Source organism: Aquabacterium sp. A7-Y (genome assembly GCF_026153205.1).
Classification (GTDB): Bacteria; Pseudomonadota; Gammaproteobacteria; order Burkholderiales; family Burkholderiaceae_C; genus Caldimonas.
Genome location: NZ_JAPFBW010000009.1, coordinates 110,792 through 128,371, shown reverse-complemented (window position 1 = coordinate 128,371; position 17,580 = coordinate 110,792). Strand labels below are relative to the sequence as shown.

The following is a 17,580-nucleotide window of genomic DNA, read 5'->3' as shown; positions in this document are numbered from 1 at the left end:
GCTGGATATCCAGGTTGCAGCAGGCGCTCTGGGAGGGCGCCGCATGGGTCGGTGGCAGGCGCCTGAGGGTGCCGATGCCCGCCATCCTGACAAGAACACTTGCCGCCAAGGCGCTTTGTGCGCCCGATGCGGCCCCTAAGGAACAAGAAGATGACGGCAATCGTGGCAGGCCAGGGCCTGGGTTGGATGACTTCCTCGCTGGGCCAGCTGGGCACGGGAGGGCAGCTGGGGCAGGCAAGCCAGGGCCGCTCGGGCGAGCGGGTGTACGTGAACGCCGGCACCGGCAACCTGGTGGTGCAGCAGCAGGACGAATGGCTGATGGGGGCAGGCCCGGACCTGGCGCTGCTGCGGACCTACAACAGCCTGGGCGGGGCCGATGGCGACAACAACGATCAATGGCGGCTAGGGCTGAGCCGGCGCATCACCGGCTACAACGCCACCGACAACACGGTGCGCCGGATTGCCGAGGACGGCAGCGAGGGGTTGTACCGCTGGGATGCGACGCGCGGCCTGTATGTGAACAAGGACGGCGCGGGCGCCTTCGACACACTGGCCTGGAGCGGCAGTGGCTGGACATACACCGACGGCGACACGCAAGTGCGGGAGGTGTACGAAGTCACCAACACCACCACGCGCGAGGCACGGCTCAAGAGCGTGAGCGACCTGGACGGCAAGAGCCTGACGCTGGGCTACACCGGGGCGCTACTCACCTCGGTGAAGACGGCCAGCGGCGAGACGGTGTTCATCGACTACGACAGCGCGGCAGGCAAGACGGCCAACATCACCCAGCTGCGCACCGTCAAGGCCGACGGCAGCCAGACCCGGGTGCGCTACGGCTACGACAGCGCCAACCGGCTGAGCACCGTCACGGTGGACCTGACCCCGGCCGACGGCACGGTGGCCGACGGCCAGGCCTATGTCACCACCTACACCTATGTGGATGCCACCTCGCGCCGGCTGGACACGCTGGTGCAGAGCGACGGCAGCAAGCTGGACTTCGACTACGACGACAGCGGCCGTCTCAAGACGGTCAAGGAGAGCGTGGGTGGCCAGGTGCTGAGCACCCAGTTCGACTACGCCACCCCTGGTATCACCCGCATCACCGACACGCTGGGCCAGCGCACCGACCTGAGCTACGACACCGCCACCGGCCGGCTGCTGAGCGTGAAGACGCCGGCGGTGGGCACCACCCAGCTGAGCCGTGACTACCGCTACACCGCCGACGGGCAGGCGCGGGAGCTGGTCGACGGGCAGGGCAAGGTCACGACCTATGGCTACGACAGCAACGGCAACCGCAACTACGAGCGCGACGCCCTGGGCAACGTGGTGGAGCGGCTGTACGGCAGCCGCAACGAGCTGCTGAAGGAAACCCGCTACCGCCAAGCCGACCCGGATGGTGCGGGGCCGCAACTGCCCTCCGAGCCGATGAGCACGCGCTACGCCTATGACGCCCAGCTGCGGCTGCGTTTTGCGGTGAACGCCGACGGGCGGGTGGTGGAGCACCGCTACAACGGCCAGGGCCAGCGCACCAGCACGCTGCAGCACGGTGGCGGCTTGTACACCGCGGCCGCCAGCGACCTGGCGGCGCTGGAGGCATGGGCGGCCGGTGTTGCCAAGGCTGGCAGCCAGCGCACGGACTACAGCTACGACTTCCGTGGGCAGTTGAGCGCTACCACCAGCTACGGCGAACTCGATGCGAGCGGCGCCGGTGTGCTCAACGGCGGCCAGAGCGTGACCTACTACGTCTACGACCCATCCGGCTTGCTGCTGCAGAGCATCGAGGCGCGCGGCGACGAGCTGGCCACACGCAACACCGACTGGGCGCTGAAGCAGCGCAAGGCGCTGGGCCTGGTGGACGGCAGCCAGAACGCCCTTGCCGCTGAAGCGCTGACGGCCGAGCAGAAGCAGGCCCTGAAGCAGCGTTACGTCACGACCTACCAGTACGACGGCCTGAACCGCCTGGTGAAGCAGACGGATGCGGCGGGGCAGAGCACGCTCACCGTCTACAACGACCGGCTGAGGCAGACCCGGGTCACGCTGGCCAACGGGCTGGTGCAGTTGAGCCTGTTCGACGAGGCGGGGCGGCTGCTGAAGCTGGAGCAGCAGGACCCGAGCCTGGCGACGCCCTCGCTGGGTGCCACCACCTACGAATACGACAAGCTGGGCCGGCTGGTGAAGGCCACCGACCCCACGGGCGTGAGCCGCTACACCTTGTACGACCGCGCCAGCCGCAAGGTGGGCGAAGTCGATGGCGAAGGTGCGCTGACCGAATACTTCTACGACCGCGACAACCGCCTGACCGGCACCAGGCGGTATGCGACGCCGCTGTCGCCGGCGATGCTCGAGACCCTGAAGGCGGACCCGACCGCGGTGTCTCTGCTCGCCGAGCAACTCGATCCGGGCCTGGGAGGCTGGGCTCCAGGCACCGACGGCGCAGCGGCCGGCTTCAGTTTCGGCGAGGACCTGGATCCGCAGTGGACCCTGGCCGGCGAAACCACCTTGTGGATGAAGCAGCTTGGAACCGCCAATGTCGCGGCCCATCTCACTTCGCCCCGTTTGACGGTCGGCGCGGGCAAGCGCTACGAGGTGTCGGCCTACACCGGTGCGCATCGGGCGGCGGTCTCCCTGGAAGTCGTGTTCTATGACATCGCCGGCAACCGCATCGGCGCGGCCGCGGTGCCCAGCGGTGGCGCGGCCCTGAACAACGCGGAAAAGAACGGCGGCGTGCAGCTTGCGGGGTACAAGCGGCTGTGGGGCTTCGTCACCGCGCCGGCCGGCGCCACTTCGGCAGCGGTGGTCGTGCGCAAGGCGCCCACCCTCGCCGGGCAGGCCGACTCCTATGTCTTCCTCACCCGGCCGCACTTCAATGAAGTTCCGGCAGGCAAGACCCTGGCCAGTCCGGTGAACCTGCGTCCGCGGGCGTCCAATCTCGACCGCATGAGTTTCCAGCTCTACGACCGGGCTGGCCGCCTGGCGCGCACCCTGCAAGCCGACGGCAACGGTGCGACCATGGTGGATCATCGCTACGACGGCGCAGGTCGGCTGGTCGAGACGGTGGCCTTCGGCGGGCGCGTGAGCGCAGACCTGTTCGGCCGCATGGTGGACGCGGCGAAAGGCGGCATTCTCGACCTGCGTGTGGAGCAGTGGCAATCCGTGACCGTCGAGGACGGCATGTTCGACCGCCGGACCCGCCAGTTCTACAGCGACGCCGGGCTGCTGCTGGGCACGCTGGACGGCGACGGCTACCTGACCGAGCACAGCTACGACGCTGCCGGCCGGCTGCTGCGCACGCGCCGCTACGCCAAGGCAGCGGCGAGCGAACTGCGCGCCGGCGGCACGCTCGAGCAACTGCGGCCCACCGCCGACCACCTCAACGACACCCTGGTGGCGTATTTCTACGATGCCAAGGGCCAGCTCCTCAGCCGCTTCGATGCCCAGAGCTATGCCAAGACGGCAGCGGTGCACCAGGGCTACCTCACCACCTACCAGTACGACGGCGCCGGCCGCAAGGTCAGTGAGACCCGTCATGCACGGCTGGCCGCCTATGGTGCGGGCCATCCTGCAGCCGCTCCGGCGGTCGCCGAGCACGTTCAGGACCGGGTGACCCGCTACGAGTACGATGTGCACGGCCGGCTGGTGCGCGAGGCGCAGCAGGAACGGGCCGAGCCGGCTGCCTTGGTCACCGAGTTTGCCTACGACAGCCTGGGCCGCCTGCTGCAGACCACCCGTGGAGCCGGACAAGCGGACGCACGCGTCACCGGCAGTCGCTATGACAAGCAAGGCCGCTTGGTCGCCGAGCTGGGTGGCGAAGGTCACAAGGCCCTGGCGGCGCTCGGTGCAGCGGCTACCGAGGCGCAGGTCGAGGCGGTGTGGAAAAAGTGGGCCACCTTCCATCGCTATGACCAGGCCGGCCGGCGCATCGCCACCGTCACGCCCAACGTGGCAGGGACGGGCGACAAGACGGTGTACTACTACGACGGCGAGAGTCGGCTGACCCACAGCATCAACGCCGAGGGTGAAGTCACGCGCTACAGCTACGACGCCTTCGGCCAGCAACTGCGGGAGACACGGTACGGTGCCAGGCTGGCGGCCGCAGCGGTCGGGGCGGGCGGGCGCCAATCTGCCATCGCCGCCGCGGTGGCCGGCCTGGCCGGCGGAGTGGACACCGCGCGGCGCGCCTACGATCGCCAGGGCCGCCTGAGCGCGTGGTACGACGCGCGCGGCCGCCTGCTCGGCAGCCAGAGCTACACCGCCTTCGGTGAGGTGGAGCGCCGCACCGAGTACCTGCGGGACGGCAGCTCGCCGCAGCAACTGCTCACGAGCTACCGCTACAACCGGCGTGGCCTGCTGGAGCACCAGACGCAGGACGAGCTTGGCCCGCTGCAGCGCGGGACCACCATGCTCTATGACGCCTTTGGCCGGGTGATGGAGACGACTGACGCCCGCGGTGGTGTCGTCAAGCAGCGCTACGATCGCCTCGGCCGCCAGGTCGGCAGCACGGACGCGCTCGGCGTGGCGCACAGCACCACCTATGACGCCTTCTCCCGCGTGCTGACCCGCACGGACGGGCTGCAGCGCACGACCACCTATACCTATGATCCCGCGGCCCGCAGCATGACGCTGCAGACGCCGGAAGGCATCAAGCAGGTCACCCAGTACAACGTATGGGGCGAGCGCGTCAGCGTGAGCGACGGACGCAGCCGCACCGAATACGACTACGACCGCGACGGCCGCCTGGTGGCCACCCGGGTGGAGGTGCAGGCCACCGGCACCCTGGTGACGCGTACCACCACCAGCTACGACGTTGCCGGCCGCGTCTTCGAGACCAGCGACGGCCGCGGCACCGTCACCCGCCACAGCTACGACGCCGCCGGGCGAGTACTGACTCGCGTGGTCGACCCCAACACGCTCAAGCTCACCACCGTCTACCGCTATGACAGCCGCGCGCAAGCGAGCTGGATGCGCGATGCCAACGGCGTGTGGACGCAGACCGAGTACGACCCCGAGGGCCGGGTGAAGGCGGTGGTGGTGGACCCGAAGTGCGGGCCGGACTGGGTCACGGGCGCTGCGCCGGACAACCCCCAGGGTCTGGCATTGCGTACGGAGTACGAGGTGGATCTCACCGGCCGCGTATTGCGGCTCACCGAAGGTGCGGGTTCGGCCCAGCCCAAGGTGACGTCGTATGTATACGACGCCCTTGGCCGCCGTGTCGAGGAAGTGGTGGCGCCTGGCAGCCTCGACATCCGCACCGTCTACACCTACGACAGCAACGACAACGTGACGGCCAAGAAGGACGCGCGCGGCTTCGTGACCCGCTATGTCTACGATGCCGAGGACCGCCTGACCTGGACGGTCGACCCCACCGGCGCGGTGCGACGGACGGAGTACGACGCCGACGGCCGCGTGAGCCGCACCACCGCCTATGCGATGCGGGTGCGCGCCGCTGAACTCACCGCGCTGAGTCTGAGCACCAGTGAAACGGATCTGACCGCCGCACTGGCCGCGGCAGCCCCCGACTATGCCGCGCATGCCGGCAACCAGGTGGAATTGCGTGTCTACGACCGTGACGGCCGCCTGACCCACAGCATCGACGCGATGGGCTTCGTCACTCGCCGTGAGTACGATGGCAGCAACAACATCGTGAAGCAAACCCGCCATGCCAAGGCGGTGCAAGGCAGCATGGTGCCCGTGGCCGCGCCGGCGGGCGTGCCTGCCTGGTCGCTGAGCTTCGCGGCCCCGAGCTTGCTGGCCCAGGGAGACCCGGTTCCCACAGGCGCCTACCTGGAGCCGGATGCCGACGACCAGGTGGAGCAGACCTTCCACGATGCGGCCAACCGTGCGGTCTTCAGCGTGGATGCTGCGGGCAGCGTGACCCGGCGCCGCTTCGATGGCAACGGCAATGTGCTGGAAACGCGCCGCTACTTCAATGCCATGACGGGCACCAGCGTCGTCAACGGTCTGACCACCGTGAACGTGGCCGCCAACGACGGGAAGGACCGTGTCGAGCGCAGCCTCTATGACCGGGGCAACCGACAGCTGTTCTCCATCGACGCGGAGAACGCCGTCAGCCAGTACGAATACGACGACATGGGCCGGCTGAAGGCGGTCACCCGCTACGCCAACCGCTTGCAGGGCAGCTTCGCCGAAGGCCAGGCTCCGGAAGTGCTGGCCGACGGCGGCACGCCGAAGGCCACCAGCAAGAGCTGGCTGTTCCGCTCGGCTGCCGGGGCGGTCGAGCGGGACGCGCGCATTGTCAATACCTACGACGACGCCGGCCGGCTGACGGAGGTGCGCAATGCCGAAGACGTGCTGACGGTGCGCAGCTACGACGAGGTGGGGCGCCTGAAGGAGTTGAAGGAAGCCGCCGGCACGACGGCGGAGCAGCGCACCTCCTACGCTTACGACATGGCCGGTCGCCTCGACCGGGAAACGCGCTTCGCCGCGAAGGGCGAGACGCTGGTGACGCGCTACGTGCTCGACAAGATGGGCAACCGCGAGCGCATCATCGGCCCGCTGGGGGTCGAGCTGACGGAGAGCGACAGCGACTGGGCAGTGAAGATGCGTGAGCAGCTGGGTTATGGAACGGCTTCCTACACCAAGCTCTCGTCGACCGACAAAGGCAAGCTGCTGGCGCTGTACACCACGGTGCAAGCCTTCGATGCAGTGGGCCGGGTGACCAAGGTGACCGACGCCGAGGGCGGGGCGACCAGCACGCTCTACGACGCCTTTGGCAATGCGGTGAAGATCACCGACCCGCGGGGCAACGTCGGCTACTTCTACTTCGACCGCCGCAACCAGGGTGTCCTGCACGTGAACCCGGACGGCGGGGTGGTGGAGACGTTCTACACCGCCTTCGGCACGGTGGATCGCATCATCCGCTACTTCAACCGGATGTTCGTCGCGGGCGATGCGAGCAAGCACAAGCTCAGCGAGATCAACCCGCCCGAGATCCTGGACAAGGCCCCCACCGAGGGGGTGCACCTGGTCCGGCGGCCGGAGCTCGACCAGGTGACCCGCATCGGGCATGACAAGCTGAACCGCCAGACCAGCATCACGGACGGCACGGGCAAGACGGAGAAGACCGAGTACGACCGTCTGGGCGACAAGTGGCGCTACACCAACAAGGCAGGCGGGATCTTCGTCTATACCCATTACCGGGACGGGCGGGTGAAGACCGAGACCTCGCCGGAGAAGACCGCCCAGCTCGATGCCAACAGCCGGCCGGTGATGGGCGGCGACGGCAAGCCGGTGATGGTGGATGTGGTCACGACCCATGTCTACGACACGCGCGGCAACCTTCGGTTCAAGACCGAGGCCACCGGGCTGCATGAGCAACGGGTGACCGAGTTCCAGTACGACCGGCTGGATCGGCAGGTCAAGCAGATCGGACAGAAGACCCGCGTCTACGACGGCGCGGCTCGCCAGGAAAGCGAAGCCGCACCCACGCTCGTCACCGCGTACGACGCCGCCGGCAATGTGGTGGAGACGCTCGATGCGCGCGGCGGGCGCACGCTGTACTACTACGACCCGCTTGGACGACAGGTCGGCCGGGTGGACGCGGCCGGCATCTATACCAGCTGGACCTACGATCGCGCCGGCAACCGCACCTCCCAGAAGATCTTCGCGAACGCGGTGCAGCAAGCGGGCGGCGCCAAGCTGAACACGGCGGTGCCGCCCGCCGTACTGACTGCCGCGCCGGCTGCCGGCACGGCAGTCGTGTACGTCATCGCCGACAAGGACGGTGCGATCGACCGTTATGACCGGGAGGTGTTCTACCTCTATGACAAGGTCGGCCGGCAGACGGGCACCCGCATCGACGGGATGCGTTTCGGTTCGTACCTGGTCAATGCCAAGCCGCCGCGCTACGAGCACCGCAGCGGCTCCATCCTCACCGCCACGGTGTATGACGCGGCGGGCAACGTCGTCAAGCAGGTCGACGCCAACGGCAACGCCACCCGCTTCTACTACGACCGCGCGGGTCGCAAGCTGGCTCAACTTGACGCCGGGCTGCATCTGATCGTGTGGGACTACGATGGCCAGGGCAACGTCGCCAAGGAAACGCGGTACGCCAACCCGGTGCGCGGCCTCACCGTCACCGACCTCACCACCCTGCAGCAGTTGAAGGACGCGCGCTACCTGGTGGCCAGCGGCGATGACCGCGTGACCAGCTATGCCTACGACAAGGTCAATCGCATCAAGAGCGAGACCCGCACAGCGGTGCAGGCTGGCAAGGTGGATGACGCCGGTGGGCTGGCCCGGTTCACCCGCGATGCAGTCACGGCGTATGAGTATGACGCGCTGGGCAACGTCAAGAAGAAGACCGACGCCACCGGCCTCGTGACCGAGTGGCGCTTCGATACCTTGGGTCGGCAGAGGTCTGAGACTCGCCCGGAATTCGTCGACTTCGAGGGCGCCAAGGTGCGGCCCGTGACAGACCGGGAGTACGACGGACTGGGCCTGCTGCGCCGCGAGTTTCGCCGCGCCAAGACCGACCGGGCGGAGGACCGGGTCACCTACTACGACTACAACAGCCACGGCTGGATGACCGGCCAGACCGATGCGAGTGGCGCGCGCACCGAGTACCGCCACGATGCTGCAGGCAACGTGACCCGCAAGGCCCTGATCGGCCGGCGCAGTGAGGAGGGGCCGCCGGTGGACGACATCGTCTACTACGTGCACGACTCGCTGAACCGGGAGGTGCGGCAGACCGATCATGCGAGCGGCCGCGTGATCGAAACCCGCTACAACGGCTTTGGAGAGGTGACCGGCCGGCGCACGAATGGTGGCGGTGCCGCCGGCAGCTGGCAGGAGGTGGCGGAGTACGACCGGGCGGGCCGGGTCTGGAAGACCAATGCGGGCGACGGCGTCGTCAAGCTGCACCTGCATGACGCGGCTGGCAATGCGACGCTCACCAGCCTCTCCGGCACCAACCTGGCCGAAATCAGGTCATCGCAGCTCGTCGAGGTGATCGACCGTGACGATACGGCCGAGACCTACGCCGTGTTCAATGTGCTGAACCGCGTCACCGACACGGTGGAGGCGGCGATGGACGCGAAGAAGGCCAGCGCTTCCATCAGGCCGAACACGGCGGGCCAGTCGGTCTTTGTTTCCGAGACCTCGCACATCGACCTGCGCGTGGGACCGGATGGCACGGGCCGGACCACCAACCCGGCCACCGCCGGCTATGTCGAAGCCAGCAGGGCGGGCACGGTGTCGGTGTGGCAATCCCCCACCTGGGAGGACGCTTATGACGTGCCGTCGCCTGCGTACGTGACCATCGACGTCACGGTGCCGGACACCAGCGCCTGGGGGGACGAGGACGTCTATGTGATGCTCGACATGCCGGTCAGGGACTGGCGGTACCCGGACGGCAATCCCGGAGCTCCGCCCCATGCCAGGTCGGTGTCCAAGGCGGGCGGCTCGGTGCGGTTCGATCGCCTGTTCCTGGGCTACGACGACCGGGTGACGGGCCAGATCGGCTACACGGTCTACAAGAACACCGCTCAGGGCCGCCTGGTGTTGGCGCAGCTGTCCTTGCCGCTCATTCTGATGATCGACAGCGAGGCGCACGAGATCTGGGGTGCCGAACCGAACGGCGGCTCTGCCACGATCCCGTCGCGGCTGGTGATCAACGGCCAGTCCCCGCTGGCGGACCGGCTGGTGCTGTTCTACCGGCCGGAAGGGTCCACCGGACCCTACAACTGGGTGTGGGTGCCCAAGCAGCAGAACGGCGCCGGCAACTCGATGGACAGCCGCTTCGTCCAGGATCCTGCCTTTTTCCTTCAGGATCCTGCCTTCTCTGGCCAGCGCAAGTTCGAGTTCCAGTATGTCGCCCTGGGGGCCAACGGGGAGGTGCTGAACAAGCAGTCGGGCAGCCTCGACCTGAGCAACCCGACAGCGCCGGGGTTCACGCAGCACGGCCACAGCGAGGTGAGTGGCCTGCCGGGTCGCGGGGTGCTGCACAACAACGGTTGGCTGCACATCCTCGACCAGGGCAATGCCAACGAGATCACGGTGCGCTACCGCCCGAAGCAGGGCAATGGCGAATGGCTGGTGCTCAACGACGCGGCGCGTGGACCCCGGCTCGCAGCCATCGGCGGACGCGGCACGCCGGGCTGGTTCGAGATGGGCTGGGATCTGCTGCCTGTGGGCGACTACGAACTGGACATCCAGACCCGACGCGATGGCGTAGAGGTCAACCGGGCCTGGGTGGAGTTCGGCCGCAACGCCGACGGCAGCCCCTGGATCCGCGACTTCCTGCCGTATGAGTCGCGCCCCGGCATGGTCCGGCTGGGCCTGCCCGAGTCGACACAGTCCGTCGAGGTGAAGTACCGCGAGGCCAACACGCAAGGGCCTTTCCTGTCGGTGCCCGCGTCCTTGCTGCTGAACAAGGGCGATGGCAACTACCTGTGGGACGGCACCCGCCTGCTGCCGGACGTGCGCACCAGCAAGCAGTTCGAGGTGCTCATCACGAGCTACGGCCCGGGCGGGCTGGTCAGCAGCGAGACGAACGCCAAGCTGTTGCTGGGGCCCGATCCCAAGGTGCTGGAGGCCCACACCGAGGTGCAGCCCATGCAACTGCGGCTGACGCCGCCGCAGGCGGGCGTCAAGTCGGTGCGGGTCGCTTACCGCCGCCGGGACAGTGACGAGGATTACAAGCCCCTGACCGCAGTGCCGGAGGGCGGGGCTTTCAAGGTCGTCCTCACCGGGCTTCAGCCGCCGGCCAGCGGGGAGGTGGTGTACGAGTACATCTATGACACCTTCGACGGCACTGGCAAGCCCCTGGGGCGCAACGAGGCCATCTTCACGCTGCGGCCCACCGGCGGCAGCTCCTCGCGCCTGGAATGGGTGATCCTCGGCCCGGAGAATCCGGAGAAGGAGCAGGTGCGCCGCAAGGTCGGTTACAACGCCTTCGGCGAGGTGAGCTTCGAGGAGGATGGCCGCGGCAACCGCACCGACTTTGCCTACAACACCGCCGGTGCGATGGTGCGCCAGCAGGCTCCGCTGACGTCGATCACGCATGCCAACGGCTTTGTCGAGCGGGACAAGCGGCCCACCACCGAGAACGTCTACGACCTGGCCGGGAGGCTGGTGGCGGTCACCGATGCCGCTGGCAACACCGTGCGGCAAGGCTGGTTGCCTGGCGGCACTGGGACGCAGATCGCGCTGGAGGCCCATGCCAAGGGCGTGCGCCGGCACAGCTTCGACATCTTTGGCGACCGGCGCTACAGCTACAACGAACTTGCCAAGGACGCGAACGACCGCAGCGCCCGTACCGAGTACGACTATGACGCGATGGGCCGCCTGGTCGAGGTGCGGCATCCCGAGCGGGCAGCCAACACGCCGGGCAACAGTGGGGCCACCGCGGTGCGTACCCGCGATCGCTATAGCTACGACGAGGCCGGGCAGCGCATCACGCACACCGGCGCCTATGGCAATGTGGAGAAGACCTGGTATGACAGCTTGGGTCGTGTGACGAAGACGCGCAGCTTTGCCGGGGCCGAGGTGAAGTACACCTACAGCTACCTGGCCTCCATTGCCGGTGCCGGGGGCATCCAGGTGGGGGGATGGCAGAAGAGCACCGTGGATGCCACCGGCCGCGAGTTGGTGGAGCACACGGACGTGTTCGGCCGGCTGAGCTGGAAGAAGGACCTCGGCGGTCACACCTTCACCTACACCTACAACGCGGCTGGCCGGCTCACCGCGCAGAGCGGCTCGTCGAAGCAGGACATCGTCTACGACCACTACGCCAACGGCTACATCAAGAGCATCTGGGACCGTTCCACCGGGGCCTATACCTCCTACGAGTACGACAAGGCGGGCAACCGCACCCTGGAGGCCTATGTCTCGCTGAAGGATCCGAAGAACCTGCTGGGCGGCGTGCGGGACCACCACCAGTATGCGCGCATCACGTACGACGAGCTGAACCGCATCCAGACCGTGCAGGATCCGCGGGCGACCATCCAGTACGAGTACGACGCGGTGGGCAACCGCCGGCGCGTCTACAGCTACTACCACGACGGCGTGGACGGCAGCCGGCGTGAGCAGGACTACTGGTACACCTACGACGAGCTGAACCGGTTCACCTTGACGATGGGTCGGCTGGCTGGCAAGCGGGGCACGTCACTGACGGACAAGTCCGGCGTGATCGAGCGTGGCACCACCGGGGTGTCGGTGTGGTACGACGCCGCCAGCCGGCGACAGGAGGTCATCAACGGCGAGGACGGTAGCCACGAACGCTATACCTATACCGCGGACGGCTATCTGGAGGACACCTACCTCAACGCCAAGCACCGCTCGCGCCGCCACGTCGACCTGCTGGGTCGGGTGCTCCAGTACACCGAGCTGAACGAGCAGGGGGCGGTGAGCTACGAGCGCAAGACCGGCTACAGCCTTGACCATCGCATCCGCTGGCAGGAGGACAACCAGGGGCGCACCGATTACTTCTATTACCTCGACAACAAGGAAGATGCCGCCGCCGCCACCGCGGACGGCCATGGCGCACTGGCCCGGACCCTGCACAAGGACAAGGCCAGCAAGCCGACCACCACCAACACCTACTACGCCTACGAATACTGGGACAGTGCCAAGCAGTTCGCGATCACCAACCAGGCCTACAACCCTTCGCTGAAGGGCAACAACGCGGCCTGGGGCAAGGGTTTCTCGAACCTGGAGTACGACGTCAACGGCCACCTCAAGATGGCCATAGACGTGCAGGCCAACCGCCGTTTCCGCTACATCAGCGACGCCCAGGGACTGATCCTGGTGCGCGACGAGGTGGTGGATGACGGGCGAGTGAACCAGGTCCACCGCTACTACTACGTCAACGGACAGCGTGTGGGCGATGTCGGCAACGACGGGCCGACACGGGTGGACTATGCGCAGGCGCTTGCCAATCGCGGCCAGGCCAAGCCGGACTACAAGGCCTGGAGGCCCATCGCGTCGGCCGACTTCGACCAGAACTACGAGCCCATCGGCCCTGATTACCCGTCGAATGCGCCGTCGAGCTACACGGTGCGCGACGGCGACGACCTGCCGTCGGTGGCAGCGGCGATGTGGGGCGATCGGGCGATGTGGTACCTCATCGCCGATGCCAATGGCTTGACGGGCACCGAGGAACTGCTGGAAGGGCAACGGCTGATCATTCCGCCGAAGGTCACCAACATCCACAACAACAGCGGCACCTTCCGCGTCTACGATCCGGCCGAGGCGATGGGCAACGTCCATCCCACCCTGCCGCCGGCGCCGAGGCCGCCGGGCGGCGGTTGCGGAGTGCTGGGCATCGTTGTCGTGCTGGTCGTGGCCGTGGTTGCGACCATCATGACGGCGGGAGCGCTGGCACCGCAACTTGCGGCTGCCGGCAGCAGTGGTCTCGGAGCCCTGTTCAGCGCGGGCACGGCGGCCCTGGGCGGGGCGGCCGGCGGCATGACGGCCGCCGTGGTGGGCGGTGCGGTGGGTTCCATCGCGAGCCAGGGCGTCGGCATGGCGCTGGGAGTGACCGACGAGTTCTCCTGGTCCGGCGTGGCGCTCGGCGCCATTGGTGCCGGGGTGGGGGCGGCCATCGGACCTTCCTCCTCACTGGGTGCTTCGCTCGGCAAGGACGTGGGCGGCGCCATGGCGCGCGCGGCGATCGGCAACGCGGCAACGCAAGGCGTCGCCGTGGCGACCGGGCTGCAGCAGAAGTTCGACTGGCGCAGCGTGGCGGCATCGGCGGTCGGCGGCGCGGTCAGCCATGGTGTGAACAAGTTCATCGGCAACGCACAAGTGGAGGCGGCACGGGAGGCGGGCATGTCGCTGTCGGAGGCGCAGCTCTCCGTGCGTGGCGACGCGATGGGCGGGCTGCTCCGCAACACCGCGAGCGGCCTGGCAGGCGGCAGCGTGCAGGCACTGGTGCAAGGCTATCGGCCGAACTGGGTCGCCATTGCCGCGCATAGCTTTGGCAGCGCGGTGGGAGATGCCCTGGTGGATGGCGTGATCCAGGCGGATCTTGCGCGCCATGCGAAATACGGCTTCGGCGGGCTGGGTGCAGTGCTGGGCGCCGGGGATGGCTCGATCCGTCTGGGTACCGGAGACGATGGTTCGGGCATCGACCTGTACACCGGCGGGGATGACTGGGCAGCCGATGTCCTGCAGCGCCGGGCCGGGATGCAGTCCTTCCAGATCGACGGCTCGGCGGGTAGCGGTGCCGCCGCACCGGCACGGCAGGGCGACGGTATGCGGACCGTGACGGTGGCCAGGGGACAGGTGTTGTCTCGACTGGTCGGTACCAACGACGCAGACAAGCTAGATCGCGTGGCGCAGTTCAACGGGCTGGCGTCTCGCCATCACGTGCCGGCCGGCATGACGCTGCGCATCCCGGATGAGGCGACGTTGGCCAACGTGGAGGTCGGTGCCGACGTGCAGCGGCTGGGCGTGGCCGGCGCGAAGTACTTCGCGCAGCGGCAGGCGGCCCAGGCGGCCGCGGCACAGCGGGCCAGCCTGAGCATGGTGGAGGGTCCGGCAGCTGGCGCAGGCGGCGTGTTCCAGCCCGGCGCGTCCTTCGACGCGCTGAGCCAGCCCATCCCGTCGATCCTGCCCGAGATGCCGGGCGCGAGCGAAGCGCCGGGGCTGGTGAACGGTTTGTTCCGCAGCCATACGACCTACCTGCGGCGCGACTTGTCGCCGGTGCAGCAGGCGCAGCTCACGGGCTTGCGATCGACCAGCCTGACCTTGACGGCCGGTGGCGCTTTGGGCGCCGCGGCAGCGCCTCTGCTGCTGTATGGCGCCGCGGGTGAAGCGGCGTTACTGGGCCGTAGCTTGTATGCCGGTGGGCGAGCGGTGGTGTCGGAGGTCGCGGCGTTGGGACCGGTGGGCGCGGTGTTGGCAAATCCGTATGAGGCGACGTTGCTGGGGATCGGAGTCACGGAATTCACCGCGCTTTCTAGCAGCGGCGTTGCTTCGCCAGGTAGCGTCGGGCAGGTTCAGGTCGCTGCTGCTTCTCCGAGTCGCCTGGCCAGTGTCGGTGCCGGTCACGGAGCGGGTCAATTCGCCAACTTCAATGGTCGCGACATTGCGGCAGCAATCGATGGCGTCACGGAACAGTCTTCGCGTATTGCGGCGGCGATCCGTAACGGCGACCTGAAAATCAGTGTGCTGGGCGACGATCTATTCAACAAGGCCAAGCTGAGTGCAGAAGAGGTGAGGCAAGGTAACATCGTTGCCATCGCCCAGGAGAACCGCCTTTACCTGCGCAAGAGTTCCGCTTCTCTTCTTACCGACACGGTGCACGAGGGCACGCACGGCCTGGATTTCATCAACGGCTACGGCGCCACCAGTCCCAAGACGCGCTGGCAATGGGAGAAGCGAGCTTTTTTCTACGAGCGGCAGTATCAGTTGTCCTCAGGTCAGATACCGCAATTCTCAACGCCCCGAGACATGGTCTTTCACATCTGGGAGCACTACGACAATGACATCTACAACCCCTGAACCCGATGTGACGGCCGTCTCCCTGTTCGAGCAACTCGCCAGTTATGTCAATCAAGGAACGACCGGCCCCTTGCTTACTCCCGCTGGATTGGCTTGCGGTGCGCCAACCTTGAGGCGGCTCGGAATCGCTTTGCTGTCCTGGATGAGCGCGCGGTCCCGGATCGCCAAGATGACCACCATGCGCCTCAGTGAGGCCGGGTCGGCCGCAGAAGCACTTGAGGCACTGATAGCGAATGACCCGTCCTTCTCAAGCGTGTTCGTCGTAGAGGACGGGGTGGTGCGTCTGCGTGAAGAGCAACTTGTGCCGCAGCTGATCGAGGTGGTGAATCGCTTGCATCGGCCGCCCCGGTTTGTGACTTACCGGGCGTCCGAGGCCTGAGGAGCGACCGGCAATTCACGGCACAACGTGGATGTTGATGTCGACGTGCAGCCGCTGGGCGCGGCCGGCACAAAGTGCTTCGCGCAGCCGAGGATGGAGCTGGAGGTTTTTGCCGGATGACCAAGAAGATGGCCCCGGCCAGTGGCTGGCCGGGGCCGTCGTCGATGGGGACCGCCATCAGGCGGCCTGGCGCATCAATGTTTGGGCAGCGTCGGGATGCTCTGCGAGCAGTCGCCCTTGAGCGGCAGGTGCTGGCAGACGTACTGGCCGGCCGAGTTCTCGGTGGCCGCGCCGGCCGGGGCCGGCTGGTGCACACGCTGCTTCCAGATCTGCCACAGCATGAAGCCGTCGCCCGGGCGCCCCTTGTTCTTGACGTAGTTCACCAGCGTCTCGACGTTGTAGTAGGGCGTCGCGATGTTGTTCTGGCCCGTCAACATGTCGGCGTCGTAGGCGACGCCGTTGGCGGGGATCTTCAACACCGCGCCGCCGGCGCCCTCGGGCGCGATCTGCATGCCCATGTTGATGGGGCCGTTGTAGATCGCCCGGTAGGACTCGTAGCCCTCGCGCGGGTCGTAGTAGTCGCCGCCGTCATAGGACATGAGATTGACGTGGCTGAGCTTGCTGCCGCGGGTCTTGACCACCGTGTACATCACGCCGCCGAAGGGTGAACCCCACTGCACCTTGCCTTCCTCGAAGGGCGTGCCCTTCACGTAGTAGGCGCCGGTCGACCAGCCGGCCACCGAGATGCCCAGCCTGGCGCCGCGTGACTGGATCTCGCTGTGCAGGGTGTCGATGATGCCGACGATCTGCGCATCGGTGTTGCAGCTGAAGGAGGCGGCCTCGGCCTTGTTGCAACTGGAGCCGCTGCTTTCCCAGTCGACGTCGATGCCCGAGGCGCCGAGGTCCAGCGCCAGGTCGACGACGTTGCGGGCGTTGAATCGGGACCACTCGCTGCCCTGGCTGTAGGCCCAGCCGCCGAGCGAGACCCAGACCTGGGTGCCGCGCGCCTTGAGCGCCGCGATGTTGTTGCGCAGGTCCTGGGCCTGTTTCTCGGTGAAGCGGCGCTGGCCGGCCGGGGTGGCTGCGCCCTCGGTGAACTCGAAGCCGGCGACCGACTGGTCGAAGGCATAGCTGCCGCGGGTGTAGTTCGTGTCGGGCCGCGCGAAGGCCAGGTTGACGTGGGTGAAGTAGTTGGGGATGTTGGCCGGTGTCAGGTCGTAGATGCTGGTGTTCCAGGTGCTCGAGTAGCCGATATACATGCGGCTCCCGGGGTTGGGTGCCGGTGCCGGGGTCGGGGCCGGCGTGGGGGCGGGGGTCGGTGCGGGTCCGGGAGCCGGCCCCGGTGCAGGCCCGGGCGCCGGGGTGCCGCAGTTGCCGAGTTGGGTCCAGGGCTGGCCGCTGCCGGCGGGGCCGTTGTGGGTGGACGGATTCTGGCCCTGGGTCCACCAGTTGGCCTTGTAGTTGATGCCCGCGTGGCTGACGGTGGCGCCGCCGGTGTAGGCGGTGCCGGAGTTCCACGCAGCATGGCAGGCGGCGGTGGTCTGCGCGCCGGCCGGGGTGCTGAGCAGCGGCAGGCCGGCGCCGGCCAGCGCCGCGGTCAGCGCGAACAAGGTCCTGGCTCTGAGCAGGGAAGCAGAGGAGGGCACGGACATGGTTGTCTCCAGATCGGGTGCGGATGGCAGCGGCAGGCGCGGCGCCTGCCGCCGGGAAGGCTGGCGGGTCGGCGCGGCCCAGGG

The 17,580-nt window shown here is 67.6% G+C and carries 3 protein-coding genes; 2 read left to right on the top strand and 1 reads right to left on the bottom strand.

Features of this window, described 5'->3' with window-relative positions; translation table 11 throughout:
* Window positions 1-150 precede the first annotated feature (150 nt).
* Window positions 151-15,465 (top strand): LysM peptidoglycan-binding domain-containing protein, encoded by a 15,315-nt coding sequence (locus tag OOT46_RS10300; RefSeq protein WP_265403511.1) that lies wholly within the window; start codon window positions 151-153, stop codon window positions 15,463-15,465.
* Complete coding sequence (locus tag OOT46_RS10295) at window positions 15,446-15,844, top strand: hypothetical protein (protein WP_265403510.1); 399 nt, start codon at window positions 15,446-15,448, stop codon at window positions 15,842-15,844. The genes OOT46_RS10300 and OOT46_RS10295 overlap by 20 nt, the downstream gene beginning before the upstream one ends.
* A 194-nt stretch (window positions 15,845-16,038) precedes the next feature.
* Here the strand turns inward: OOT46_RS10295 and OOT46_RS10290 are convergent, their stop codons facing one another.
* Entirely contained in the window at window positions 16,039-17,496 is a 1,458-nt protein-coding gene (locus OOT46_RS10290; RefSeq protein ID WP_322114247.1) for a glycosyl hydrolase family 18 protein, read from the bottom strand.
* Window positions 17,497-17,580: the final 84 nt, after the last annotated feature.

Coding starts and splice junctions, on each gene's coding strand:
- OOT46_RS10295 (WP_265403510.1), top strand. CDS start 15,446: ATGACATCTACAACCCCTGAACCCGATGTGACGGCCGTCTCCCTGTTC.
- OOT46_RS10300 (WP_265403511.1), top strand. CDS start 151: ATGACGGCAATCGTGGCAGGCCAGGGCCTGGGTTGGATGACTTCCTCG.
- OOT46_RS10290 (WP_322114247.1), bottom strand. CDS start 17,496: ATGTCCGTGCCCTCCTCTGCTTCCCTGCTCAGAGCCAGGACCTTGTTC.